The organism is Corynebacterium sp. CCUG 65737 (assembly GCF_024454115.1).
Taxonomy (GTDB): domain Bacteria; phylum Actinomycetota; class Actinomycetes; order Mycobacteriales; family Mycobacteriaceae; genus Corynebacterium; species Corynebacterium genitalium.
In genome coordinates this window covers 132023-155404 of sequence record NZ_JAGPZB010000006.1, presented here as the reverse complement: position 1 = coordinate 155404, position 23382 = coordinate 132023, and the positions used below count along the sequence as shown (strand labels likewise).

Below are 23382 nucleotides of genomic sequence, written 5' to 3'. Positions count from 1 at the left end.
TTGCATGTGTTAAGCACGCCGCCAGCGTTCATCCTGAGCCAGGATCAAACTCTCCACAAAAACAGTTTCAACAAAACACAGTGAAACAGGCCGTGAAAAGCCCAAAACCCAACCAAAACAAAACCACCCACACACACAGCACAACAGCACACAAAGCCATGGCGCCAGTGCGTGAACTGGCAATCCTAAAATTACCGGACAAACCAAAAGGTTCATCCACATGTTGCCCCTCATCCCTGACGGGGAAAAAGAAGAAGCAACAAAAAATATATTTCCAATCAGTCACACACGACCAACCAGCACAGTGACACCCCATCAATAGGTTCAAGCACCACCGACCAGCACACACCACACACAAACACGTGCAGGCATCAAAAAGGTCGCACACAACCAACCAAAAAACATTGGCACACTATCGAGTTCTCACACAACACACGCACACCCAAACACAACCCACAACCAGGGCCATGCTCGAAGTAGCTTGGACGACCCTACACACCCACCACCACACCAAGCAAATCACTCAGTACACAGTGAAAATGTTTCAGATCCCTGCCAACGATTGTTTTCCTACCGCCATCTCACCAAACCACACTGTCCGGCGGGGCGTTGTCGGTCACGCTGACTCACATAAAGCTACACACCAACCACCAACAACACAAACCCCCAGCACAAACACGGTTTTTAGGTGCCGTCGATAAGCGTTTTAAACGCTGATTCGTTGCACGTTGGCGCCGAGCGCATTGAGGCTCTCGACAAAGTAGGGGTAACCGCGGTCGATGTGCTCGACATCGTGGACGACGGTCTGCCCATCGGCGACAAGACCAGCGAGAACGAGGCCGGCGCCTGCACGGATATCGGAGGACCACACGTCGGTGGAGGAGAGTTTGTTCACGCCGCGCAGGACAACGTGGTGGCCGTCAACGGTGGCGTCAGCACCCAGGCGGAGCATTTCGTCGACAAAGCGGAAACGCGATTCGAAGACGTTCTCCGTGATCACCGATGTGCCGTCGGCGATAGCGCTCAAGCCGATAGCCATGGGTTGAAGGTCAGTAGGAAAGCCGGGGAACGGCAACGTCTGGTAGTCCACCGCCTGGGGGCGGCGATTCATCCGGATGCGGAAGCCCTGGTCGTAGGTCTCCACGTCAGCGCCTGCAGTCCGCAGCTTTGACAAAGCGAGGTGGAGGTGACGCGGGGCGATGCCGCCGACTGTCACGTCACCCTGAGTCATCGCGGCCGCGTAGGCCCAGGTGCCTGCGACAATGCGGTCACCGACGACGGTGTGCTCCGTCGGGCGAAGCGACTCCACGCCGTCGATAGTGATGGTCGACGTGCCCGCACCCTGGATCCGCGCTCCCATCTCATTGAGCATCTCGCACAGATCCACAATCTCAGGCTCGCGGGCGGCGTTGTCCAGAATCGTCTGACCTTCCGCAAGAACCGAGGCCGTGAGAATGTTCTCTGTTGCGCCCACGGACGGGAAGTCGAGGCTGATCTTCGCACCGCGCAGTTTGTCCGCGCGGGCAACCACAGCGCCGTGCTCGATGTGCGTCGTCGCACCGAGCTTCTCCAAACCCGATTGGTGCATATCCAGGGGACGTGAACCGATCGCATCTCCACCGGGCAGCGCAACGACGGCCTCACCACAGCGCGCGGTGAGCGGCCCGAGCACCGCTACCGACGCACGGAACTGCCGCACCGCGTCGAAGTCAGCACGAGAGGAGATGAACGCTGGCGAGTGGATGCGCACGACTGTGCCCTCAATCTCCACTTGGCAGCCCAAGCCCTCGAGAACCTTCTTCATCAACGGGACGTCGAGAATCTCGGGGCAGTTGTTCAGGGTCGTTGTTCCCTCCGCGAGAAGGGCCGCTGCCATGAGCTTGAGCACACTGTTCTTCGCGCCTTCGACTCGCACCGAGCCCTGCAGACGGGTGCCACCTTGGACCAGAAATCGCTGTTTCACGGCACCCAGGGTAATGAAAGTTTTAAGGCAGTGCGCCAATGCGGCGTGCGGCGTTCACAGCCTCGTAGCGCGTGTGGGCTCCGAGCTTGCGCATCACGCTGCGGAGGTAGGACTTCACCGTCTCCGCGCCGATGCCCATTTCTTCGGCGGCCTCCACGTTCGTATGCCCCAGGGCTACGCACGACAGAACGTCCAGCTCACGAGCAGACAGCTTCGTCGCTTGTTTGACACGCACCGGGGAGACCATCTGGTCGCACAGCTGCTCCAGCTCCTTGCGGACCGGACCTTCCTCCACACGGTTCGCCAGCATGCGCAGCTTGGAGTGGGTGGCACGCACCTGTTCCCACTCGGCCCCGTTCATCACGCGGCCGGTCTTAGCGGTGGCAGTTTTGCCGCCCTCGGCTCGTCGTAAAGCGGAGTTGACCGCGAGGTCTTGCTCAAGCGTGCGCGCTGTCATCGTGACTTCCTCGATGACCTTCTCCCCCAGCCGCACGGGTGAATGCACACCTACGTACAGGACGCCGCGGATTTCGCGCTGCACGATGACAGGCACAGCTACCACAGAATGCAAGCCTTCATCCTGGATCGATGCGTCGTGCTCGTGGGAGATGACGCTCGCGCGGGTGTAATCGGACACGCCCACCGCGCGACGGGTAGCCACAACACGCCCGCCGACGCCTTGGTTCGGATCCAGAACCAAGTTGTGCAGCGACGTCGTGCGCAGCCCCACCCACTGGGTGATCTGCAGCCGGTTGTCTGCAAGCAGTGTGCCGTACATGGCCACCGGGATTCCGGTCGCGGTCTTAAGGGACGTCAGTGAGGCGCGGATTGCGTCCTCATCGTCCTTGACCCGGTGCGGATCCATTCGTTCTCCTTCATCAGAGCGCCCACTGCAAGTGATTCCCCGACTCAGGGAAACATCTGGTTCGGTGTGCGGATGAGGTCCATAATAACCCGGTTATGGGGGTAACCAAATTGCGACCCCTCCCCTAAGGCACGTCGTTGACATGTGCACTGACATGTCGGAATGCCCGAATCACCGGACGAAGCTACCATTCCTCTCCCCCGAGTGGGTGCCCCCGCGCACGTCACCGCCGCAAAACAGGTCGGTTCAACTTAGTTATACCGAGCGGTCTAGATTTCTGCGCGAATTGATGTACGATCGGTGTTCGTGAGCGGAGCACCCGCGCTACCGCCCGAAAAAGACACATGCGACCAACGCAAGGAGCGCTACCTCATGGCGAACATTTACAACAACATCCTGGACACCATCGGCGGCACCCCGCTGGTCCAGCTCAACGGCATTACCAAGGACACCGACGCCGCTAACGCACGCGTGCTGGGCAAGCTGGAGTTCTTCAACCCGGCCAACTCCGTCAAGGACCGCATCGGCCGCGCAATCATCGACGCTGCTGAGGCTTCCGGTGAGCTGAAGCCGGGCGGCACCATCGTCGAGGCAACCTCCGGCAACACCGGTATCGCCCTCGCGCTTGTCGGTGCAGCTCGCGGCTACAAGGTCATCCTGACTATGCCGGAAACCATGTCCGTCGAGCGTCGCGTTGTCCTGCGCGCATACGGTGCGCAGATCGAGCTCACCCCGGGCTCCGCAGGCATGAAGGGTGCTGTCGAAAAGGCAGACGAGATTGTCGCGCAGACCGACAACGCCATCCTTGCCCGCCAGTTCGAGAACCAGGCCAACCCGAAGGTCCACTACGAGACCACCGGCCCAGAGCTGTGGAACGACACCGACGGCGAGATCGACATCTTGGTCGCAGGTGTGGGCACCGGCGGCACCATCTCCGGTGCCGGCAAGTACCTCAAGGAGAAGAACCCGGACATCAAGCTCGTCGCTGTCGAGCCGTCCGCGTCCCCGCTCCTGTCCGAGGGCACCGCTGGCCCGCACAAGATCCAGGGCCTGGGTGCGAACTTCGTCCCGGGCACCCTCGACCGCGAGATCGTTGACGAAGTGATCACCATCTCCAACGAGGACGCCGTGGCGACCTCCCGCGAGCTCGCAGCCAAGGACGGCATCCTGGGCGGCATCTCCACCGGCGCCAACATCAAGGCTGCACTTGAGGTCGCGTCCCGCCCGGAGAACGCCGGCAAGACCATCGCCACCATCGTCTGCGACTTCGGCGAGCGCTACATCTCCACCATTCTGTACGAGGACATCCGCGACTAAGCATTGCTTATCGACGGCTCACCACCCCGTCACCGCCCCCGCCTCCTGTGAATCTAAACCCGCAGGGCCGCGGGGGCGTTCCTTTTCGCGCTGCTAAACTCTGGCGACATGTTCAAGGTGATCAGCGCAATCCGTGAGGACCTGGAAAACGCCCGGCAGCATGACCCCGCCGCCCGGGGCGACGTGGAGAACGCCATTGTCTACTCCGGCCTTCACGCCATCTGGTCGCACCGAATCAGCCACAAACTGTGGGTGAACGGTCACAAGGGGCCTGCGCGTGTGCTGGCGCAGTTCACCCGCTTTCTCACCGGTGTGGAGATCCACCCCGGCGCCACGATCGGCCGGCGCTTCTTCATCGACCACGGCATGGGCATCGTGATCGGCGAAACCGCCGAGATCGGCGACGGTGTCATGCTCTACCACGGTGTCACCTTAGGCGGTCAGGTGCTCACGCAGACCAAGCGCCACCCCACCATCGGCGACAACGTCACCATCGGTGCGGGCGCGAAGGTACTGGGCCCGATCACGATCGGCGAGGGTTCCGCTGTCGGCGCCAACGCTGTGGTGACAAAAGACGTCCCAGCGAACTGCATCGCCATCGGCATCCCCGCCAAGTTCCGCCCGCGCATGCAAGACGAGCGTAAGCACTTGGTGGACCCGGACGCCTACGTGGCGAACGACTCGAACTACGTGATCTAGGACACGAGTGCGGTGGTACAGGCGCCGCCCTTTTGCCGAAATCTCCGGTTAGCTAGAGCCAATCGACTAGAAGGCTACATTTCTCGCCAAGAAAGAAACGTTCTAGCTAGTTGTTTCTAGCTGCTCGTGTCCACGGCGTTATGTTGGCAAGGGCAACTACGACACGAGGTCGTTGTACTCCGGATTCTTCGCAATGAAGTTTTCCACGGCAGAGCACGACGGCACGATCTGCTTGCCAGCGCTACGGGTGTCGTCGAGCGCCGCCTTGATCAGCTTGCCGGATAGTCCTCGACCGCGGAACGCCGGGTCGATGACGGTGTGGTTGAAGTCCCGCACGTCGCCGGTCTCGTGGTAGTTGGCGAAGCCTGCTTGCTGCCCGTCGACCTCGATGACGTAACGGTGCCCAGCTTCGTTGTGCTCGACCTTGTAGTCGTTGTTCTGGTTATCGCTCATAGCACGACCCTACAGACGAAAAAATCCCTGCGCTTTCGCGGAGGGATTCATTCTGTGGCCAGAGCCAGGATCGAACTGGCGACCCCACGCTTTTCAGGCGTGTGCTCTACCAACTGAGCTATCTGGCCAGAACCGCTAAAACTAAGCAGTTCAGCGACCCTGACGGGACTTGAACCCGCGACCTCCGCCGTGACAGGGCGGCGCGCTAACCAACTGCGCCACAGGGCCTTATTCTTTTGTTTTCGCACTTCCGCGGCTATGTGATTTCCGCGTCTTGCACGAGTTAATAGCTTACACAGACGCTGACTAAGCTAACAAATCGCCAGAACAACTACGATTTTCTCAAGTGTTGCTCCGCTCACGGCGTTCTCCGTTCACGGTGAGCGCTACCGCTACAATCCCGAGAACCATGCCCGCGATCTGACCAGCGTTGACCGGCTGCTGAAACATCAACCATGTCCAGAAAGAAGTAACCGGCGGGGTCACGAACAGTAACAAGCTAGTCATGGTCGACCCCATGGTCCGCAAACATGCTGTATAAGCTGCGTAGCCACCGATGCCAGAAAGAAACACGAGCCAAACCATCGCCCAGACGAAGTCAGCGTTGACATGGACACCCATGTCCCCCATCGCCAACGCGACTCCCGTGAAGATCACAGCTGCGGTAGCCGTCTGTATGGCGAGGGCCTGCACGATGCTTCCTTGAGCATCCGATGCCCGCTCAAGGACCGCGCTCGCGGACAATCCCAACAAAGCGACGAACGGTAACAACAACCCAAACACCGACGTGGAAGAAAAATCGATTGAACCGGCAGCCAATCCGACTGCGACTAGGCCTAGCACCAGGCCAGCCGCCATCCGGAAGTTGAACGGATCGCCCCACAGACGCGCCCCCACAGCCGCGACGAGAATCGGCTGCAAGGCGCACACAAGAGAGGTAATCCCGGGATCAATAGCTAGGTCTGAAGCCCAAAAAACGGCGCCAAGAAAGGTCGCGTGAGAGAGAACCCCCATTAAGATTTGATGCTTCCAAGCGGATCTCGTCAGGGCTGGCAACAAGCGAGCTTTTGCCGGGTGCTTAGCGCTTCGGAGCAGCAAAATGACCCCGGCGAGCAGCACAGCCGTGGCGATGTATCGCCACGCTAACAACCCGATAGGCGAGGCATTTTCACCTACCAGAAGGGAACCCACGAACCCAGAGCTCCAGCAGATGATGAATGCGATTGAAATGAGAATTGGCTTCATGAAAGATAGGTAAATATACCGGTCGGTATACTGTCAATGTACCCTCCCCGAAGGAGCGAGAATTGGTTGATCTAACGCACCTCAGTCCATTCCCAAAACCCAGCACCACCCCGGCTGGTGAACGAATTCTGCTGGCAGCTACGGATTTGTTTTATTCACAAGGTATTGCCGCAACCGGTTTGGACCTCGTCGTGGAGAACGCTGGCGTGACAAAGCGAACGCTTTATCAGCGCTTCGGGTCCAAGGACGGGCTGGTTTGCGCGTATCTCACTGCTCGAGCGAATCAGTGGCAACAACTAGTGCTGCACAGCGTCAATGAGGCAGAGAAAGCAGGATCGGACACTGTCGAATCAGTGTTCAATCTCACCCAAGAATGGATCGCCAACAACCCTCGGGGGTGCGGGTTCGTGAACGCATGGGCCGAGCTTGGCAACGACTGCGGCGCAGAACTGAAAGCAGTGATTCAGAGCGAGAAGCGGTGGATGCGCACTCTTTTCGTCGCGTTAACTGGCGACACACAAACTGGTGAACTCGTTCATGAGTTATACGAAGGCGCGTTGGTTTGCGCGGCCATATTCGGCGACTTCGGATCGCTTGACCGTGCCAAAGCGGGGGCACAACGACTTATCACGTCGTAGAAGAAGACGCTGGTCTCCTTCTACATGGGCCCGGTCACCCCGTGCCCTCAGGCGAGGTACTGCAGCCGTACGGCGATTCACGGAGGTTGCAGGTTAATCGTCGATAAGCAAAAAGCCCCGAGGAAACCCTCGGGGCACATGGCGACCCTGACGGGACTTGAACCCGCGACCTCCGCCGTGACAGGGCGGCGCGCTAACCAACTGCGCCACAGGGCCTTCGTACCCCCAACGGGATTCGAACCCGTGTTGCCGCCGTGAAAGGGCGGAGTCCTAGGCCACTAGACGATGGGGGCAAAGCCGTATTGACTTGTTCGCCGTCCGCTGGACAGCTTGCCTATCATAAACCGGCCCGTCAACCCCCTCCAAATGCACAGGTGGTCAGCTATTTATGCGGCGAGAGTAGCACTCAAGACGGAGACCACCATGGCGATGACCATGGTGTTGAACGTGAAGGCAATCAAAGTGTTGTAGCGGATCTCTTTCCAGGCGTGCCTGTTTGTCGGGGTGGCGGGAACACTTGCACCCATCGTGGACACCATCACTGCCTGGTTCAGGTAGTCGCCGAAGAGCGGCTCCTCATCCAAGTAGGAGAAGTCGAACATAGGCTGCTCCCCTTCCGCCCGGTACCGATAGTCGAGCTCGAGGTACTCCGCCGCGTAGGTGACGATCATGAACACCCACGACCACACCACCGCGATACCGCCGACTGCCAACCAGCGCCAATCCTCCCGGAAAACATCGAAGCGACTCATCGCGATCGCCGCGGCCATCGCCACGATCGCGCCGAGGCCGGAAAGGTTCGCGGCCCCCTTGATTCCCCACCCCTTAACCCACTTACTCTCGGCGGAGGCACGCTCGGATCGCGCATATGCCCGCAGCTCAGCCGGGTTGAGGCGCGAGAGCAGGCGCACCGTCCACCAGCCGAAGATCGTGACGTAGACGACCCAGTAAATCAGGTAGGTGCTGATGATCACCATCTCCGAATGCTGCGCGAGCATTTCCCGCGGGAGCAGCAACCGCAGCATGATGATCGCGCCGAATGCGAGGACGGTGCTCACCGCGTACCGGGTGACCTCCGAGGCGCCACGGAAATCTTTCTCACCCATCTAGCGGGTGACTGGCACCATGGTGGATCGGTTGTCGTGGGAGTTCACGACGGTCTTGCCGAAGGGGAAGCAGGTGACCGGGATGAGCTTCAGGTTCGCCCACGCCAACGGCAACCCGATGATTGTGATCGCCTGGGCCAGAGCAGTGGCGATGTGTCCGAGTGCCAACCACAGGCCAGCAACGATGAACCAGATGACGTTGCCGATCAGACTGAAGCCCCCGCCTTGGCCGGTGTCAACTACTTCGCGGCCAAACGGCCAGAGCACGTACCCGGCGATGCGGAAGGACGCCAGACCGAACGGGATGGTCACGATGAGCAGACAGGCCAACACGCCGGCGAGAACGTAACCAAGGAACAACCAGATACCGGCGGTGATCAGCCAAATGATGTTGAGGATCAGTCGAAGGAGAGCCATACCCGTCACTTTAGCGAGCAAAAGCGAGTTACAGGTCGTGCTTTACGGATTCGAGGTTGAGCATGACCTGCTGCGGCTTTGAAATTAGGCGAGCAAAAGCAAGCTCACTGCCATCACAGCCATGCCGGCGACAAAACCGTATATGGCGGTGTGGTGACGGCCGGTCTCAATGGCGGTGGGTAGCAGCTTGTCGATGCTCACAAACACCATTACTCCCGCGATTGCCGCGAACACGACACCGAGCGCCTCGGGACCAATGAACGGCCGCAGAAGCAGGTAGCCCACCACCGCGCCGAGTGGCTCCGCCAGACCCGACAGTGTTGCCCACCACGCCGCGCGCCACTTAGAACCCGTCGCTTCACGCATGGGCACCGCCACCGCGATGCCTTCGGGAATGTTGTGGATCGCAATGGCCACCGCGATGGGCAGCGCGAACGCCGGATCCTGCAGCGCGACAAAGAAGGTGGCGAAGCCTTCGGGGAAGTTGTGAATGGCGATTGCCAGCGCCGTCATCACGCCCACCCGGCGCATCCGGCCGGCGGCACGCACGTCCGGCCCCTCATGCGGGTTGATCTCTTCCGGTACGAACCGGTCAATGACAGCGATGAGCGCAATACCGGCGAAGAAAGCGACTGCGGCCCACACGTCGGGGCGGCTGCGTCCCGCCTCGCTGAGCCCGTCCACCCCTTCCGGGAGCAGTTCCACCAGGGAGACGAACACCATAACCCCGGCGGACAAACCGAGAGCTCCCGCCAAGAAGCGCTGGCTGGGAGTGTTCTTGAGGGCGACGATGAGGCCGCCGAGGCCCGTCGATAAGCCTGCGAACAAGCTGAATCCGAAAGCAACGGTGAGCTCTGCCATGCGAAAAGCCTACAGTAGGGATTATGGCTACCGCGAACATCTACAGCGACGCAGAACTCCACCCCACCAAAGACGAATTCGCCAACCAATTCTCGAGGATCACCCAGGTCGACGGCTCCTACCGCGCGTACGACCGCGACGACAAAGTCGGCATCGAGGTGCTCGTCGGCCCCGACAACGAGGGCAACCTCACGCAGTGCGGCTTCAGCTACCGCGAGGAAGACATGGCGCTTGACGACGAGCTGACGCCCCTTACCCACTCCGTCCTCGGCCGCCGCTCCGTGGCCCACCTGACAGCAGACCCTGTCGCAGTGCGCGAATTCGCGCAGGTGATCCTGACCGGCGACAACGGTGCAGACTTCTCTGAGACCTCGCCGATCTTCGCCGTCCGCGGCACGGGCAGTGAGGATGTCACAGTCGATAACGTGGTCGTTGAGAACCACGACATGCTCAACTCCGTGGGCACTCTCACCGTCGACGGCGAGGAAAAGCGCTACCAGCTGCGGATCCAGCGCCTCATCCGTGAGATCCCTCAAGCCGAGGAAGGCGACCTCGCGCTCGTGCGTGACGACGGCGCGATCCTCATGAACCTCGGCATCTGGGACTAGCGCGACTATTCGCCGTCGATGCGGGCGAGTAGCGCGTCACGCACCTCGCGGCGGCGGATCTTACCTAGCTGATCTTTCGGCAGATCCTCAAAGTGGTAGAAGGTGCGTGGCACCTTGTACCGGGTGAGGTTCTCACGCGCGAATTCTTTCAGGCCGTCCGGGTCGAGCTTCGTGCCCTCCGCCAGCACCACGCACGCGACGACGTCCTCGGAACCGTCCGTGCGCGGGCGGCCTACCACGGTGACCTCCTCGATGTCTGGGTGCGTGCGCAACGTCTCTTCGACTTCCGCCGGGTAGACGTTGAACCCACCGGTGATGATCAGCTCCTTGATGCGGCTGACCAGTCTGATGAAGCCGTCTTCATCCATCACGCCCATGTCGCCGGTGCGGAACCAGCCGTCGTGGAAGACTGTGGCTGACGCCTCATCGTTGTTCAGGTACCCGCCGAAGACTTGCGGCCCCTTGGCCAGGATCTCGCCGGCCTCACCGTAGGGCATTTCCTCGTCGAGGTTATCGGGGTTGGCAATGCGGATCTCCGTGTCCGGGAACGGGATGCCGATGTACCCGGGCCGGCGATCGTCCGTCGGCGGGTTACCAATGAGGATCGGCGACGTCTCCGTCAGCCCGTAGCCCTCCACGAGCCGGCCGCCGGTCGCCTTCTCCCAGCCCTCGATGACCTCCGCCGGCAGCGACGACGCGCCAGAGAAGCCCGTCTGCACCGCCGACATGTCCGCGCCTTCTTCCTCAGCCGTCGAGACAATGCGCTCAAATACGGTAGGCACACCCGGCACGAACGTCGGCGGGTTCTTTTTCTTCATTGCGCCCATGATCAGGTCCATCGTCGGGGCGGGCAGCAAGATCAGTTCGCTGCCGATGAGGAACGTCAGCGTCAACGAGAACGTCAGACCGTAAGCATGGAAGAACGGCAGCGTGGCCAGCATGCGCTGGCCGGGTTCCTGCAGCTCCTTGACCCACGCGCGCCCCTGGATCGGGTTGGCCAGCAAGTTGCGGTGCGTCAGCGGCGCACCCTTGGGGCTTCCGGTGGTGCCGGAGGTGTAGAGGATGAGGGCGGGGTCGTCGCTAAGCATGCGCGGCGTGTCGATCGCGCGGGGTTCGCCGAGGAACCTCTCCCACGGCAGCGTGTCCTTCGCCTGCGCTGTCAGCGACGCGCGCGCTTCCTTGAGCTTTCCGACGGGCACCCGCAACGCCACCCGCTGCACCAGGGGCATCGCTTTTGTCATGTCCACGCTGACGATCGTCTCCAGCGGGGTGTCTTTCGCGAGTTTTTTCGCCGTGTCGGCGGCCTTATCCCAGACCACAGCGACCTTGGCACCGTGATCGTTGAACTGGGGGCGCAGCTCATTCACCGTGTAGAGCGGGTTGTGCTCCACCACGACCGCGCCGAGCTTCTGTACGGCGAAAAATGCCACGACGTGCTGTGGGCAGTTCGGCAGCATGATGGCCACGCGGTCGCCCTGGGCCACCCCGACCTTGCGCAACCCGTCGGCAGCACGGCGGACCTGCTCGTCGAGCTGAGCATAGGTCATGGACCTGCCGAAGAACCGCGTCGCCGGCTTCCGCCCGTTCACCGCGAGATTCTTGTCGTAGAGGTCCGCCAGCGTGTCGTCGCCGTAGTCCAACGTGTGGTCGGTCCACTCCGGGTAGAAGCGCAGCCACGGCTTCTCGGCGGCGCTGCGGCGACTGCCCTCGGCCTTACTGAGGCTGATTCTGGTGCTGCCGGTGCTCGTGTTGTTCCTGCTGTCTTCTCTGTTTGCGCGATCTGCGACCATAGGCGCCACCCTACGCCCCTTCGACGGCCTCATGCTGGGGCGCCGACCCTTAGGTTGAGAATCCCAGAACGTTCGAAAGCACCGAGATGGTCACGACTGCGCCAGTCACGTAATTCAGCCAGAGGAAGACCCTCCACGCACGATTCACTGCCGCCGACGTGGCGTCAGTGACGTTCCAAAACCTCAACGTGTTGGCCACATATCCCAGGCCGAGCAGTCCCACAACCCACCCCGGGGCCGGTAGCACGAAGCACAGCCCAGCCGCCAGACCGTACAGCACGCCCGCGAACCGCGTGGTCGTCCGGGCGCCGAGCTCTGTGGCCACGGAGCCGGTGCATGGTCTTCGGCAGCACAGCGCCTTCCACACCGCCGTTGCGAGGGTTGACGATGTCAGATTCGTAGTCGAAGACATCATTCATCCCGTACATCGCGACGTTGTACGGGATGAGGAAGAAGATGAAGCCCACTACCAGCAGCGCGGAAAACTCTCCCTGCGCCAGCAGGTAAGTCAGCGCGAACGGAACGGCTGTGTTCACCCAGCTCAGCGGCCGCGACGCCGCGAGAATGCCCCGTAGCACCCGCATCAGTCACGCCCCCAGAACGCGGTGACCACCAGGGCTGTGAACAGTGGGTAGAACAGATCCTCCACCGGAATCCGCCCAATGTTCAGCCCGAGAGTCGTTGCGTGACCGAATTCGTACAGGCCTGCTGCCACCATGAGGTTGTCAAAGACGATGGTGAGCACGAACAGGATGCCGGCCACCGCGGCGGTCAACTTCCAGGGCCGCTGCCTAGCCCACAATGCCGCGGCCGCGATCAAGAACGGGGCAGAAATCAGAAGGTAGGTCACGGGCGCAGCAGTCCTGTCAGGTTCATCGTCAGGTACGTGAGAAAGAACAGGAAAATCGGTTCTTCCAGCGGCAGCTGCGGCGCAAGATCGATGCCCACCATGTAGGGCGAATCGCCGCGCACGAACGTGCCAGTGGCAATGCCGAGTCCGTCCCAGCACAGCAGCGCCGCCACGCACCCCAGAGAGAGCAGCCAGGCCCGGCGCGAGTCACGGAAGAACGCAGTTTTCCAGCGGTGGTCGATGATCACCATGCCTGCCAGCGAGAACAGCAGCACCCCCAGGTACGCGAACTGCATTAGAGCGCCTCCGGCAGCGGGCCTGCGCTCGTGTCGCCGCGCAGCCGCTTGATCACGTTTTCGGCGGAGATCAGGCACATGGGCACACCCACACCAGGGGTTGTCGTTCCGCCGGCGTAGTACAGGTTGTCCAGCTTGCGGCTCTTGTTGGACCCACGCAAAAACGCCGACTGCCGCAACGTGTGCGCGGGCCCGATGGATCCACCCGACCACGCGTGGTACCGCTCAGCGAAGTCCGCCGGTCCCAGCGTTTGCTTGACGACGATTCTTCCCTCCAACCCCTCAACCCCGCACCAATCAGCAATCTGCTGGGTGGCGGCGCTCGCAATCCTTTCGACCTGCTCGCTCGCCTGCTCCCGGTACATATTCCCGTGGCCGATGGCCTCCTCCGCTGCGACGGGGACGAGCACGAAGAGGTTCTCATGCCCCGCAGGGGCCACGCCAGGATCGGTCGCACTCGGTTTGGAGACGTAGATGGAACGGGAGGCGCCAATCGGCCGCTGCGGAACGGGGCCATCGAAGACCGCCGCGAAATCGTCGTCCCACTCGCGGGAAAACAGCAAATTGTGGTGCGCAAGCTGGGGAATCTCCCCCTCCACGCCCAGCATGACCAGCACCGTGCCCAGACCTGGATCGCGCGGGGCGAAGTAACTCTCGTCGTAGGTGCGCTTCTTCTTCGGCAGCAGACGGGTCTCCGTGTGGTGCAGGTCCGCGCAGGAGATGATGATGTCGGCGGGGAGGGTGCGGCCGTCGATAAGCGTGATGCCTGTGGCCGTGCGCCCGGAATAGGTGATCGCTGCGACTTCGGTATTGAAGGAAAAGCGCACGCCCTGCTCTGCGGCGATGTCGTAGATCGCGTCCATCACTGCGGCGAATCCACCTAGGGGGTATTGCACGCCCTGGGTGAGGTCGGTGTGGCTCATCAAGTGGTACATCGACGGCGTGCGCGCCGGGTGCGAGGAGAGGAACACTGCCGGGTACGTGAGCATCTGGCGCAGGCGGACGTCGGCGAAACGGCTAGCCACGAAGCGGTCGATCGGCTCGGTGAGATAGCGCGCCAACTTACTGTAATGGCCGGAGATCTGCGTGAACGGCGCGACGGAACGGAACGTCGTGTACAGGAAGTTCTCCAGCGCGAGCTCGTAGGTCTCTTCAGCAGTGTCGAGGTAGGCGCGCAGCTTTGCTCCGGCACCGGGCTCGATGGACTCGAAAAGGTCGGCGGCGTTGTCGCGGCCAGAGGTGACGTCTATGGGCGCATCGCCCTCGGGAAACAGCCGGTACGCGGGGGTGAGCGGTGCCAGATCCAGCACGTCGGCGGTGCGCTTGCCGAACAACGCGAAGAAGTGGTCGAACGCGTCCGGCATGAGGTACCAGCTGGGGCCGGTGTCAAAGCGGAAACCCTCCACAGTCTCGGTGCCGGCCCGGCCGCCATGGGTGGGCAACTTATCCACGACCGTGGTCTTGATGCCCTCTTTGGCCAGCAGTGCGGCTGTGGCCATGCCGGCCACGCCGGCACCGATCACGATCGCTGTTTCGGGGTGGGTCACTGGGTTATCACTTTCCTGATTGCCCGCGCCGTGAGCAGCAGCTTGCGGTGGTTAGGCACGCTGATTCTCGTCGCGGCCACCTCATGCGCCGGTGTGGCCGCGATGCGCTCGTTCAGGTCGCGGAAGAGCGCTTCGGCCGCTGCCACTCCCCGTGCCGCTGCAGGAGGCAGGAGCGGGATGGCTGTGCGGGCGCGGTCGAGTTCGCGGTTGATGTCGCTGGTGAGGGTGTGCTTTGCGGCGTCGTCAAGCTCCGTGCCCAGGTACGCGCGCCCCAGGCCGTCACGGTCTTCACCGAGGTCGCGGAGGAAGTTGACCTTCTGAAACGCCGACCCGAGCGCCCGGGCCCCCTCCTCCATCGTGCGACGGTTCTCGGGCGTGGGATTGTGACCGTGCAGGAAAACATCCAGGCACATCAAGCCGATCACCTCGGCGGAGCCGTAAATGTAGTCCCCCAAGTCCTCCTCGGAGTAATCCGATTGCGTGATGTCCCTGCGCATAGAGGCAAAGAACGCCCGCACGTGGTCATCTTTGATGCCGCAGCGGCGGTGCGTGTTCGCCCAGGCGTGGAGCACCGGGTCGGTGTGAAAACGGTGCATCGGCGCGTGCAAGACCTGCTCTTCGTAGAGCTCCAACAGGGTTTCCGGGCACTCGTTGGCCTCAGCGGCGGTGCCATCGACGATCTCGTCAGCGATTCGGACCACCGCGTACACGTTGCGGATGTCGCGCTTCGTGTCCGCATCGAGCACCTGCGTGGCTAGGGAGAAACTGGTGGAGTACTGCCCGATCACCTGCGCCGCGGCTCTGTCCGCCATGCGGTCGTAGCGGGCAAGATAGGAATCTGTCACAACGGGCCTTTGCAGCAGAGCAGTAGGTACCTCACCGAGCCTACAGCGCGGGACCGGCTCCCGTTCGGGCCTGAGCCAGGCGCTGCGGCAAGCGCTGCCACGGAGGGGAGGAAGAAAATCCCCGCATCATCGAATGCCACCCCCTGCGGAACCGCCGGCGAAGCTGGCGCCGGCCACGCAGGGCTCGGTCGTCCATTCCCACCACAAGCTCGGGCACGAAGCGGATCGTCTCCCCCGGCCGCACCGCAAAAGAGAGCTGAATGTCGTCGTGCGATTCAGTGTCAGCGAGATCCAGCGTGCTGCCGACGGCCTGCCACCACTCGGTGCGAAACGAGCTGTTGGTCCCGAACAACGGCGGGTGGCCCAGGGCAGAACCGACCGAGAGACGGTACATGGATAGGTAGAGGCGGGAAATGAGGTGGGGTGTGCCGTCGAAAAGCGCGGGGCCGGTGATCCCTACGGTGTGGGCAGGAGCGTGACGCCACTGCTGCTCCACCCTTTCCAGATATGTTTCCGGCAGCCACGCGTCCGCGTCGGTGCAAACAATGTAGTCGGCACCTAACCCGCATGCCGCGTTATAACCCGCTGCCGCTGCCCATGTGATTCCACGACGCGCTTCCGTGATGACAGTCGCACCGTGCGCCGTGGCAACCTGCACTGAATCATCGTCCGACCCGTTGTCGACGACGACCGTGAAATCCGCCGCGCGACGTTGCCGGTTGATGCTGCGCAGACAACGCTCGAGCAACTCCGCGTCATTGAGACACGGGATCACCACGGCGATTGTCGGACTAGCCACGCAGCAAGTCTAAGCCAGGGACACAAGCGCGGCCTGGTGCACGCGCAACGAAGCCCCTGGCCAATCATGACCAGGGGCTTCAACGGATCGTGGGCCCTCCGGGGCTCGAACCCGGGACCTGCGGATTAAAAGTCCGTAGCTCTACCAACTGAGCTAAAGGCCCGCAGGGTCCCATGGTAAACCCTTGGGACCCCTCGCAAGTAATCGGGCCTGAAGTTCAGCCGACCGGAGTGCGGGCAGGAACTTAGTCCTGCTTCATCGTGCCGGTCTCTTCCATGCGGAGGTGGAAGTCGAAGGCGTGACGCAGGTCGTGCGGGGTGGACTGGTACTTGGACTTCGCGGCGCGCGCGACGTACTCCTCCAACAGCGGGCGGTAGGTCGGGTGGGCAATCGAAATCATCTTGGCCACGCGGTCGCGCGGAGCCAGGCCGCGCAGGTCAGCGACACCGTACTCGGTGATGAAGACCATCGCGTCGTGCTCGGTGTGGTCCACATGCGACACGAACGGCACGATGGCGGAGATGGCGCCGCTCTTCGCCTCCGACGGGGAGATGAAGGAGGATATGAATGCGTTACGGGTGAAGTCGCCGGAACCGCCCAGGGCGTTCATCAGGCGGGAGCCGTTGATGTGGGTGGAGTTGGCGTTACCGTAAATGTCCGCCTCGATCATGCCGTTGGTGGCAATCAAGCCTGTGCGGCGGATGACCTCCGGGTGGTTGGAGATGGACTGCGGGCGCAGGATGATGGACTCGCGGTAGCGGGATGCCTCGTTGTTCATCTTCTCCGCGTACTCCGGGGACAGGGAGAAGGAGGTTGCGGAAGCCACGGTCATCTTGCCGGCGTCGATCAGGTCGACCATGCCGTCCTGGATCACCTCGGTGTAGGCCTGGATGTTCTCGAACTTGGACTCCATCAGGCCCGCCATCACAGCGTTCGGGACATTGCCCACGCCGGACTGCATGACGTAGCCGTCGTAGGCGAGACGGCCAGCCTTGACCTCGTTCTCCAGGAAGTCCAGGAAGTTGCCGGCGATCTGCTCGGAGGTCTCGTCCGGCGCCTTGAAGGGTGCGTTACGGTCCGGGTCGTTGGTCTCCACCACAGCGACGACCTTCTCCGGGTCGATCTCGATGTAGGTGGTGCCGATGCGGTCGCCGGCCTTGGTGATCGGGACCGGGATGCGGTTCGGCAGCGGCGGCACGAGCCAGATGTCGTGCATGCCCTCGAGCTCCTCAGACTGCCACTCGTTGACCTCAATGATGATCTTCTTGGCAGCGTTAAGGAACTCCACGGAGTTACCCACGGAGGAAGACGGGATGATGTTGCCGCTCTCATCGATCCGCACAGCCTCAACGATGGCGACATCGAGGTCGCCGAAGAAGCCCTGCTCAACCATCATGCCGGAGTGGGACAGGTGGATGTCCTGGAACTTCATCTCACCCGAGTTGATCTTGTTACGCATCGTCGGGTCGGACTGGTACGGCATGCGGTAACGCAGCGCGTTCGCCTCAGCCAGCACGCCGTCGCACTCCGGAGCAGTGGAAGCACCAGTGAACAGATCGATGCTGAAGTCCTGGCCCTTATCATGGGCGGCCTTCGCCTTCTCCGCGATGGCGGTCGGCAGCGCCTTCGGGTAGCCCGCGCCGGTGAAGCCGGACATGCCGACCTTGTCGCCGTGCTCGACGAACTGGGCAGCCTCGTCGGCGGACATGACCTTGTCCCGCAGCTGCGCGTGCGAAATGCGGTCGCTCATCTTGTACTCCTTGTATGTCGCGTGTGCTTCTTTCACACCATTGTGACGCACCTGGCATTTTTGCGCCACTACCTAGTAAGTAACGTGGCCTGCGTCTCGACCGTGTCCGGGTTTGTGTCCGGCGTGGCCGAGCGGGAACAATGAGCGTTGTGATTACCACTGCCCCCCAACTGCGCATCGGCGGCATCGAACTCGCCTCGCCGGTCATCCTCGCTCCGATGGCCGGCGTGACGGACATGCCGTTCCGTGTGCTGTGCCGCGAGATCGAGGAAGATCTCACGGGCACGGTATCGGGACTGTACGTGTGCGAGATGATCACGGCCCGCGCGCTTGTGGAAGGCAACGAGAAGACCCTGCACATGACCACATTCGCGCCGCAGGAGACACCGCGGTCGATGCAGCTGTACACCGTCGACCCGGAATACACCTACAAGGCTGTCCGAATGATCGTCGAGGGCGACATGGCGGACCACGTGGATATGAACTTCGGCTGCCCCGTGCCCAAGGTGACCCGCCGCGGCGGCGGTTCCGCGATTCCGTACAAGCGCGGGCTGTACCGCAACATCGTCTCCGCCGCGGTCAAAGCAGCTGACGGCCGCGTTCCGGTCACCGTGAAGTTCCGCGTGGGCATTGACGACGAGCACAAGACCCACCTGGATGCCGGCCGCATCGCCGCTGAAGAAGGCGCATCGGCCGTCACACTGCACGCCCGCACGGCCGCCCAGCGTTATTCCGGCACCGCAGACTGGGACGAAATCTCCCGGCTGGTCGAGCATATGGACGGCACGGGGATCCCCGTGCTGGGCAACGGCGACATCTTCGCCTCCACCGACGCAGAAGAGATGATGGAGCGCACCGCCTGCGACGGTGTCGTCGTCGGCCGCGGCTGCCTTGGCCGGCCGTGGCTCTTCGCCCAGCTCTCCGCCCAACTGCGCGGCGAAGTGGTTCCGGCAGAACCGACGCTTGGTCAAGTCGCCCGCATCATGGCCCGCCACGGTGAGCTGCTCGCCGCCCACAACGGCGAAGAGCGTGGGTGCCGCGAGCTACGCAAGCACGTCGGCTGGTACCTGCGCGGCTTCCCCGTCGGCGGCCAATTCCGCAGCGAGCTCGCCCGTGTGTCCACGCTCGAGGAGCTCCACTCCCACCTATCCGCTATTTTCGACTCCGACGCCATGGCCGAAGCCGCCGACGAAGCCCGCGGCCGCAAAGGCTCCAGCGCGAAGGTCGTTCTGCCCGAAGGGTGGCTGGACGATCCCGAGGATGACGCGGTGCCTGTTGGGGCGGAGATTGAGAACTCGGGCGGGTAACGTCATAAAGCATGCGAACCGCCTACCGCGACCACCTCGACGCCTTCTCGCGCGACCTGCAGAGGATGAGCGACACTGTGCGCGCGATCATGAAGCATGCGTCGACCGCAGTGCTCGAGGCATCGCTTGACGACGCTGAAGCGGCCCTGACCGCGGCCGACTCCCTCAAAGAGATCCGCGACCGGTGCGAACGCCGCTCCATGCAGCTGCTCGCGCTGGAGAACCCGGTCGCCTCCGAGCTACGGCAGATCTTCACGTCAATCTACATTGTCGAAGACTTCAACCGCATGGGCGCGTTGGCCAAGCACATCGCCAATACGGCTCGGCTGCGCCACCCGGACCCGGTGGTGCCGCTTGACGGGCCGGGGGCGTCGTTACGCGAAAGCATCGTGGAGTTCGCCGGACGCACGGGCACGATGGGGGAACTGATCCACGACCAGCTCATCAGCCCCGACGCGGACCTCGCGCTGGAGATGAATGAACTTGATGACGCTGTCGATGACACCCACAAGCAACTCCTAACCACACTGACCAGCCGGGAGTGGGAAGGCCCCAACCGCCTCGCCGTCGACCTAGCGCTCATCGCGCGTTTTTACGAACGCTACGCCGATCACTGCGTCAACGTCGCCGCACGCATCGTTTTCCTCGTCACTGGCTTGACCCCGGAAAACTACATTGAAAGCAAAGACTCCGACGGCCAAGACGTGGAAATGGACGAACGTTTCCAGGAGCTCGAGCGCTACTTCGCTGAAGATTAGGCCGACGACTGTTCCGCACGCCCCGTCAACAGGGCGAAAGCCCTCCGGCCCGAAGACCGAAGGGCTTTACGTGGTATCCCGAAGAAGAGCGATTTAACCGAAGCGACCGGAGATGTAGTCTTCGGTCTCCTTGCGCTCCGGGTTCTCGAAGATGGTGGTGGTGTCGTTGAACTCCACCAGGTGGCCCGGCTTACCGGTGGCCTCGAGGGAGAAGAAGCCGGTCTTGTCGGACACGCGGGCTGCCTGCTGCATGTTGTGGGTCACGATGACGATGGTGTACTCGTCCTTCAGCTCGTGAATGAGGTCCTCAACAGCGAGGGTGGAAATCGGGTCCAGAGCGGAGCAGGGCTCGTCCATGAGGAGGACCTCAGGACGGACAGCGATCGCGCGAGCGATGCACAGACGCTGCTGCTGACCACCGGAAAGGCCGCCGCCCGGCTTGTCCAGACGGTCCTTGACCTCGTCCCAGAGGTTCGCACCGCGCAGGGACTGCTCGGTGATCTCCTTGAGCTTCTTCTTGTCCTTTTCACCCTGGAGGGTCAGGCCAGCGACGACGTTCTCCTCGATGGACATGGTCGGGAACGGGTTCGCTTTCTGGAACACCATGCCGACGGTGTTGCGCACTGCAACCGGGTCAACGTTGTCGGCGTAGATGTCGTGGCCGTCGAGGAGGACCTCGCCGTCGACGGAGGCGTTCGGGATGACCTCGTGCATGCGGTTGAGGGTGCGCAGCACGGTGGACTTGCCGCAACCAGACGGACCGATGAATGCGGTCACGGCCTGGCCGGGGATCTTCATGTTGACGCTCTGCACGGCGTGGAAGTCGCCGTAGTAAATGTCGAGATCGTTGAGCTCGAGCTTAGACATTGTGTTTTCTCCTGGAGAGTGAAAGGGGGTTAGCGGCTTACTTCTTGACCGAGTACTTGGACGCGATGAGGCGAGCAAGCAGGTTCAGGGCGACGACGATGAGGACCAGGGTGAGGGCAGCACCCCACAGGCGGTCAGTAACGGCCTGAGCCGAACCAGACTTCCACATGTCGAGCATGAACAGCGGCAGCGACGACTGCGGTCCTTCGAAGATGTTGAACGCGTTCATCACCTTCGTCGAACCCACGAGGATCAACACCGGAGCGGACTCGCCCATGACGCGGGCGACAGCCAGCATGATGCCGGTGACGATGCCGGACAGGGCCGTCGGCAAAACGATGCGGACGATCGTCTTCCATTTCGGCACGCCCAGTGCGTACGTGGCTTCTCGTAGGTCCATTGGGACGACACGGAGCATCTCCTCCGTATTTCGCACCACGATGGGGACCATCAGCAGGATCAGAGACAGGGCGACGGCGAAACCGGAGCGCTCCTGGCCGAGGATGGTGATCCACAGGGCGTAGATGAACAGGGCGGACACGATCGACGGGACACCGGAGAGGATGTCCACCATGAAGGTGGTCAGTTTGCCCAGACGGTTGCCGCCGGAGTACTCCACCAGGTAAATCGCGGTGAAGACACCGATCGGGATGGAGAACAGGGACGCGATGAGGGTTTGGACGAGGGTACCGACGATGGCGTGCGCTGCACCGCCGCCTGGGGCACGGGTACGCGCGCCACCCATGTCCTCAGTCCACCAATCGACGTCCAAGATCGGGCCAATGCCGCGGCTGACAAGGGTGAACAGCAGCCAGCCGAGCGGGATCAGTGCGAGGATCATGGCCAGCCACATCAGGCCGCCCATGAAGCCGTTGGTGAATTTACGGCCACCAGAAATGTCGGTGAACGGGTTGTCCCCGTCAGAGTTGGTGCGAGCCGGCTCGCGGGTTTCGGTGGCGGTTTCGGTTGCGGTTGCGGTTGCCGCGGCCGAACCAGCGGAGGCGCCGGTGGAGTCCTTGTCGGTCTTTACAACCTTGTCTTCCTTCACAACCTTGTCGGCCTTGTCTGCCTTGTCAGGCTGGCCAGAGTTGCCGGAATATGCAGTGCTCATGGCTACTCTCCTACTTGTTGACGATCGCGCGGGCGATCGAGTTGACGATGAAGGTCAGCAAGAACAGCACCAGGCCGGCAGCGATGTAGGCACCTGCCGAGACCTCGTTGTTGAACTCTGCGGACGCGTTTGCAATCGCGGTAGCGAAGGTGGTGCCGCCGTCAAACAGCGACCCACGAAAGGCACCACTCGGGGACACGACCATGTAGAGCGCCATGGTCTCACCGAGAGCGCGGCCCAGGCCCAGCATCGAGCCGGCGATGTAGCCAGACAGGCCGAACGGCAGCACGGTCATGCGGATGACTTCCCAGCGGGTAGCACCGAGTGCCAGAGCGGACTCGATCTGGCCGGGAGGGGTCTGCACGAAGACCTCACGCGCAGTCGCGGCGATGACCGGGAGGATCATGATCGCCAGGACGATGCCACCGGTGAGGATGTTACGGCTGGTGGCGAAGGCCGGCGAGTTACCGTCCGCAGTGAACAGGAATGTGTTCCCGAGGAAGGTGCCGTGGATCCATTCGTAGAAACCGGACAGTGCTGGGCCGAGGACCTGCGCACCCCACAGACCGTAAACGATGGACGGCACGGCGGCGAGCATGTCCACCAGCGTTGCCAGCGGGCGAACCAGCTGCTTCGGCGCGTAGTTGGACAGGAAGATGGCGATGCCCAGGGCGATCGGCATAGCGATGATCAGGGCGATGATCGAGACCATCATGGTCACAAAGAACAGGTTCGGAATACCGAACTGCATGTTCTCCAGGTTCGAGGTCTGCCAGGGACCGGTGTAGGTGAAGAAGTTCTCCTTGTTCAGGCGCAGCGGCTTGATCGCCTGCAGCACGAGGAACAGACCGACGGCCGCGATGATCACAGTGATCAGCGCCGCGGAAATGGTGGAGAGAGCTTCGAAGATGCGGTCGCCCGGGCGCTTGACGCCAGCGCCTCCGCCGGAGGTGTGGCCAGTTGCGGGGGTGTCAGAAACTGCGGGGTCCTGGCCCTTCTCGCGCGGTGTGGCCTGGGAGGAGCTGACCACCGCATCTTCGCGAGTGGCAGGTCCGGCGCCGCGGTCGTCGTGCTCAGTTGCCGGCAATTCGTTGTCAGCCATAGTGACGAATCCTTTGTGTGAAAGTTCTGAATGCGGTGCTCCGCTCATGCGGGTCCGCAGAAGAAGACATGTGGTTTCTCAGTTAGAACTCAGAAACTCGTTGCCACAAAGACATACCCCCGGCTCACTTCGGTAGCAGGGGGTATGCCGGTCGGCTAGGACCGCAGTCCTAGGCGACCATCAAAAGC

The 23382-nt window shown here is 62.1% G+C and carries 23 protein-coding genes, 5 tRNA genes, 1 rRNA gene and 1 pseudogene; 6 read left to right on the top strand and 24 right to left on the bottom strand.

Translation table 11 applies throughout. The features are described 5' to 3' along the window. From KBX17_RS06735 to ramA, 3 genes are all read right to left on the bottom strand, one after another. Positions 1-60, bottom strand: a 16S ribosomal RNA gene (locus tag KBX17_RS06735); the annotation flags it as partial. A 646-nt stretch (positions 61-706) separates the two neighbouring features. After that, entirely contained in the window at positions 707-1963 is a 1257-nt protein-coding gene (gene murA, locus KBX17_RS06730; protein WP_255995521.1) for a UDP-N-acetylglucosamine 1-carboxyvinyltransferase, read from the bottom strand. 22 nt (positions 1964-1985) lie between these two features. Then, positions 1986-2828 (bottom strand): acetate metabolism transcriptional regulator RamA, encoded by an 843-nt coding sequence (gene ramA / locus KBX17_RS06725; RefSeq protein WP_255995520.1) that lies wholly within the window; start codon positions 2826-2828, stop codon positions 1986-1988. A gap of 372 nt (positions 2829-3200) precedes the next feature. Here ramA and cysK point away from each other — a divergent pair, with 372 nt between their 5' ends. Beyond that, the gene (cysK, locus tag KBX17_RS06720) at positions 3201-4145 is read left to right on the top strand and encodes a cysteine synthase A (protein WP_256019042.1); all 945 of its coding nucleotides are present in this window, start codon (positions 3201-3203) and stop codon (positions 4143-4145) included. A gap of 108 nt (positions 4146-4253) precedes the next feature. Continuing rightward, entirely contained in the window at positions 4254-4844 is a 591-nt protein-coding gene (gene epsC, locus KBX17_RS06715; protein WP_256019037.1) for a serine O-acetyltransferase EpsC, read from the top strand. A 156-nt stretch (positions 4845-5000) separates the two neighbouring features. On the opposite strand, the gene KBX17_RS06710 is transcribed toward epsC, so the two are convergent. From KBX17_RS06710 to KBX17_RS06695, 4 genes are all read right to left on the bottom strand, one after another. Further along, positions 5001-5297, bottom strand: coding sequence for a GNAT family N-acetyltransferase (locus tag KBX17_RS06710; RefSeq protein ID WP_256019036.1), 297 nt, complete (start codon positions 5295-5297; stop codon positions 5001-5003). 55 nt (positions 5298-5352) lie between these two features. After that, positions 5353-5425 (bottom strand) — tRNA-Phe (locus KBX17_RS06705). Between the two features lie 26 nt (positions 5426-5451). Next, positions 5452-5525 (bottom strand) — tRNA-Asp (locus tag KBX17_RS06700). Positions 5526-5639: 114 nt separating this feature from the next. Beyond that, positions 5640-6542, bottom strand: a complete 903-nt coding sequence (locus tag KBX17_RS06695; protein WP_256019034.1) for a DMT family transporter — start codon at positions 6540-6542, stop codon at positions 5640-5642. Between the two features lie 62 nt (positions 6543-6604). Between KBX17_RS06695 and KBX17_RS06690 the strand changes: the two genes are divergently transcribed. Beyond that, positions 6605-7180 carry a TetR/AcrR family transcriptional regulator gene (locus KBX17_RS06690; protein ID WP_256019033.1) on the top strand — a complete coding sequence of 192 codons (576 nt, stop codon included), beginning with the start codon at positions 6605-6607 and terminating at the stop codon, positions 7178-7180. 139 nt (positions 7181-7319) lie between these two features. On the opposite strand, the gene KBX17_RS06685 is transcribed toward KBX17_RS06690, so the two are convergent. The 5 genes from KBX17_RS06685 to zupT form a co-directional block, all read right to left on the bottom strand. Then, a tRNA-Asp gene (locus KBX17_RS06685) sits at positions 7320-7396 on the bottom strand. A 4-nt stretch (positions 7397-7400) separates the two neighbouring features. Further along, positions 7401-7473 (bottom strand) — tRNA-Glu (locus KBX17_RS06680). 93 nt (positions 7474-7566) lie between these two features. Beyond that, positions 7567-8286 (bottom strand): DUF1345 domain-containing protein, encoded by a 720-nt coding sequence (locus KBX17_RS06675; protein ID WP_256019032.1) that lies wholly within the window; start codon positions 8284-8286, stop codon positions 7567-7569. After that, positions 8287-8703: a YccF domain-containing protein gene (locus tag KBX17_RS06670; RefSeq protein ID WP_256019031.1), complete on the bottom strand. Its 417-nt coding sequence runs from the start codon at positions 8701-8703 to the stop codon at positions 8287-8289. A gap of 84 nt (positions 8704-8787) precedes the next feature. Beyond that, complete coding sequence (gene zupT / locus KBX17_RS06665; RefSeq protein ID WP_256019030.1) at positions 8788-9564, bottom strand: zinc transporter ZupT; 777 nt, start codon at positions 9562-9564, stop codon at positions 8788-8790. Between the two features lie 23 nt (positions 9565-9587). Here zupT and KBX17_RS06660 point away from each other — a divergent pair, with 23 nt between their 5' ends. Then, positions 9588-10172: a hypothetical protein gene (locus KBX17_RS06660; RefSeq protein ID WP_005288738.1), complete on the top strand. Its 585-nt coding sequence runs from the start codon at positions 9588-9590 to the stop codon at positions 10170-10172. A gap of 5 nt (positions 10173-10177) precedes the next feature. On the opposite strand, the gene KBX17_RS06655 is transcribed toward KBX17_RS06660, so the two are convergent. The 9 genes and pseudogenes from KBX17_RS06655 to KBX17_RS06615 all read right to left on the bottom strand — a co-directional run bounded on the left by KBX17_RS06655 (position 10178) and on the right by KBX17_RS06615 (position 18049). Then, positions 10178-11962 (bottom strand): long-chain-fatty-acid--CoA ligase, encoded by a 1785-nt coding sequence (locus KBX17_RS06655; RefSeq protein ID WP_256019023.1) that lies wholly within the window; start codon positions 11960-11962, stop codon positions 10178-10180. Between the two features lie 49 nt (positions 11963-12011). Next, positions 12012-12546, bottom strand: a pseudogene (locus KBX17_RS06650) (UbiA family prenyltransferase). Then, positions 12546-12812: a lycopene cyclase domain-containing protein gene (locus tag KBX17_RS06645; protein ID WP_256004583.1), complete on the bottom strand. Its 267-nt coding sequence runs from the start codon at positions 12810-12812 to the stop codon at positions 12546-12548. Before KBX17_RS06645 ends, KBX17_RS06650 begins: the two are co-directional and overlap by 1 nt. Continuing rightward, positions 12809-13108: a lycopene cyclase domain-containing protein gene (locus tag KBX17_RS06640; protein WP_255995514.1), complete on the bottom strand. Its 300-nt coding sequence runs from the start codon at positions 13106-13108 to the stop codon at positions 12809-12811. Before KBX17_RS06640 ends, KBX17_RS06645 begins: the two co-directional genes overlap by 4 nt. Further along, positions 13108-14655, bottom strand: a complete 1548-nt coding sequence (gene crtI, locus KBX17_RS06635; protein ID WP_256004581.1) for a phytoene desaturase family protein — start codon at positions 14653-14655, stop codon at positions 13108-13110. Before crtI ends, KBX17_RS06640 begins: the two co-directional genes overlap by 1 nt. Beyond that, the gene (locus KBX17_RS06630) at positions 14652-15500 is read right to left on the bottom strand and encodes a phytoene/squalene synthase family protein (RefSeq protein WP_256004580.1); all 849 of its coding nucleotides are present in this window, start codon (positions 15498-15500) and stop codon (positions 14652-14654) included. The genes crtI and KBX17_RS06630 overlap by 4 nt, the downstream gene beginning before the upstream one ends. A 40-nt stretch (positions 15501-15540) precedes the next feature. Next, on the bottom strand, positions 15541-16299 hold the full coding sequence (locus KBX17_RS06625; protein ID WP_256004578.1) for a glycosyltransferase family 2 protein: 759 nt from the start codon (positions 16297-16299) through the stop codon (positions 15541-15543). Positions 16300-16389: 90 nt separating this feature from the next. Then, positions 16390-16462, bottom strand: a tRNA-Lys gene (locus tag KBX17_RS06620). An 81-nt stretch (positions 16463-16543) separates the two neighbouring features. Further along, the gene (locus tag KBX17_RS06615) at positions 16544-18049 is read right to left on the bottom strand and encodes an acetyl-CoA hydrolase/transferase family protein (RefSeq protein WP_040423503.1); all 1506 of its coding nucleotides are present in this window, start codon (positions 18047-18049) and stop codon (positions 16544-16546) included. A gap of 140 nt (positions 18050-18189) precedes the next feature. Here KBX17_RS06615 and dusB point away from each other — a divergent pair, with 140 nt between their 5' ends. Further along, positions 18190-19356, top strand: a complete 1167-nt coding sequence (gene dusB / locus KBX17_RS06610; RefSeq protein ID WP_005288709.1) for a tRNA dihydrouridine synthase DusB — start codon at positions 18190-18192, stop codon at positions 19354-19356. 11 nt (positions 19357-19367) lie between these two features. Further along, positions 19368-20114 carry a phosphate uptake regulator PhoU gene (locus KBX17_RS06605; RefSeq protein WP_005288706.1) on the top strand — a complete coding sequence of 249 codons (747 nt, stop codon included), beginning with the start codon at positions 19368-19370 and terminating at the stop codon, positions 20112-20114. Between the two features lie 93 nt (positions 20115-20207). Here the strand turns inward: KBX17_RS06605 and pstB are convergent, their stop codons facing one another. Genes pstB through pstC form a run of 3 tightly spaced genes read right to left on the bottom strand, consistent with a single transcriptional unit; the run spans position 20208 to position 23194 of the window. Then, positions 20208-20981, bottom strand: coding sequence for a phosphate ABC transporter ATP-binding protein PstB (pstB, locus tag KBX17_RS06600; RefSeq protein ID WP_005288704.1), 774 nt, complete (start codon positions 20979-20981; stop codon positions 20208-20210). Between the two features lie 37 nt (positions 20982-21018). Next, positions 21019-22092 carry a phosphate ABC transporter permease PstA gene (gene pstA / locus KBX17_RS06595; RefSeq protein ID WP_005288702.1) on the bottom strand — a complete coding sequence of 358 codons (1074 nt, stop codon included), beginning with the start codon at positions 22090-22092 and terminating at the stop codon, positions 21019-21021. A gap of 10 nt (positions 22093-22102) precedes the next feature. Continuing rightward, the gene (gene pstC, locus KBX17_RS06590) at positions 22103-23194 is read right to left on the bottom strand and encodes a phosphate ABC transporter permease subunit PstC (protein WP_255995508.1); all 1092 of its coding nucleotides are present in this window, start codon (positions 23192-23194) and stop codon (positions 22103-22105) included. Positions 23195-23382: the final 188 nt, after the last annotated feature.

What these genes read in the sequence shown, in the direction of transcription:
- ramA (WP_255995520.1), bottom strand. Translation starts at nt 2,828, where the DNA reads ATGGATCCGCACCGGGTCAAGGACGATGAGGACGCAATCCGCGCCTCA.
- cysK (WP_256019042.1), top strand. Translation starts at nt 3,201, where the DNA reads ATGGCGAACATTTACAACAACATCCTGGACACCATCGGCGGCACCCCG.
- epsC (WP_256019037.1), top strand. Translation starts at nt 4,254, where the DNA reads ATGTTCAAGGTGATCAGCGCAATCCGTGAGGACCTGGAAAACGCCCGG.
- KBX17_RS06710 (WP_256019036.1), bottom strand. Translation starts at nt 5,297, where the DNA reads ATGAGCGATAACCAGAACAACGACTACAAGGTCGAGCACAACGAAGCT.
- KBX17_RS06695 (WP_256019034.1), bottom strand. Translation starts at nt 6,542, where the DNA reads ATGAAGCCAATTCTCATTTCAATCGCATTCATCATCTGCTGGAGCTCT.
- KBX17_RS06675 (WP_256019032.1), bottom strand. Translation starts at nt 8,286, where the DNA reads ATGGGTGAGAAAGATTTCCGTGGCGCCTCGGAGGTCACCCGGTACGCG.
- KBX17_RS06670 (WP_256019031.1), bottom strand. Translation starts at nt 8,703, where the DNA reads ATGGCTCTCCTTCGACTGATCCTCAACATCATTTGGCTGATCACCGCC.
- zupT (WP_256019030.1), bottom strand. Translation starts at nt 9,564, where the DNA reads ATGGCAGAGCTCACCGTTGCTTTCGGATTCAGCTTGTTCGCAGGCTTA.
- KBX17_RS06660 (WP_005288738.1), top strand. Translation starts at nt 9,588, where the DNA reads ATGGCTACCGCGAACATCTACAGCGACGCAGAACTCCACCCCACCAAA.
- KBX17_RS06655 (WP_256019023.1), bottom strand. Translation starts at nt 11,962, where the DNA reads ATGGTCGCAGATCGCGCAAACAGAGAAGACAGCAGGAACAACACGAGC.
- KBX17_RS06640 (WP_255995514.1), bottom strand. Translation starts at nt 13,108, where the DNA reads ATGCAGTTCGCGTACCTGGGGGTGCTGCTGTTCTCGCTGGCAGGCATG.
- KBX17_RS06615 (WP_040423503.1), bottom strand. Translation starts at nt 18,049, where the DNA reads ATGAGCGACCGCATTTCGCACGCGCAGCTGCGGGACAAGGTCATGTCC.
- dusB (WP_005288709.1), top strand. Translation starts at nt 18,190, where the DNA reads ATGAGCGTTGTGATTACCACTGCCCCCCAACTGCGCATCGGCGGCATC.
- KBX17_RS06605 (WP_005288706.1), top strand. Translation starts at nt 19,368, where the DNA reads ATGCGAACCGCCTACCGCGACCACCTCGACGCCTTCTCGCGCGACCTG.
- pstB (WP_005288704.1), bottom strand. Translation starts at nt 20,981, where the DNA reads ATGTCTAAGCTCGAGCTCAACGATCTCGACATTTACTACGGCGACTTC.
- pstA (WP_005288702.1), bottom strand. Translation starts at nt 22,092, where the DNA reads ATGAGCACTGCATATTCCGGCAACTCTGGCCAGCCTGACAAGGCAGAC.
- pstC (WP_255995508.1), bottom strand. Translation starts at nt 23,194, where the DNA reads ATGGCTGACAACGAATTGCCGGCAACTGAGCACGACGACCGCGGCGCC.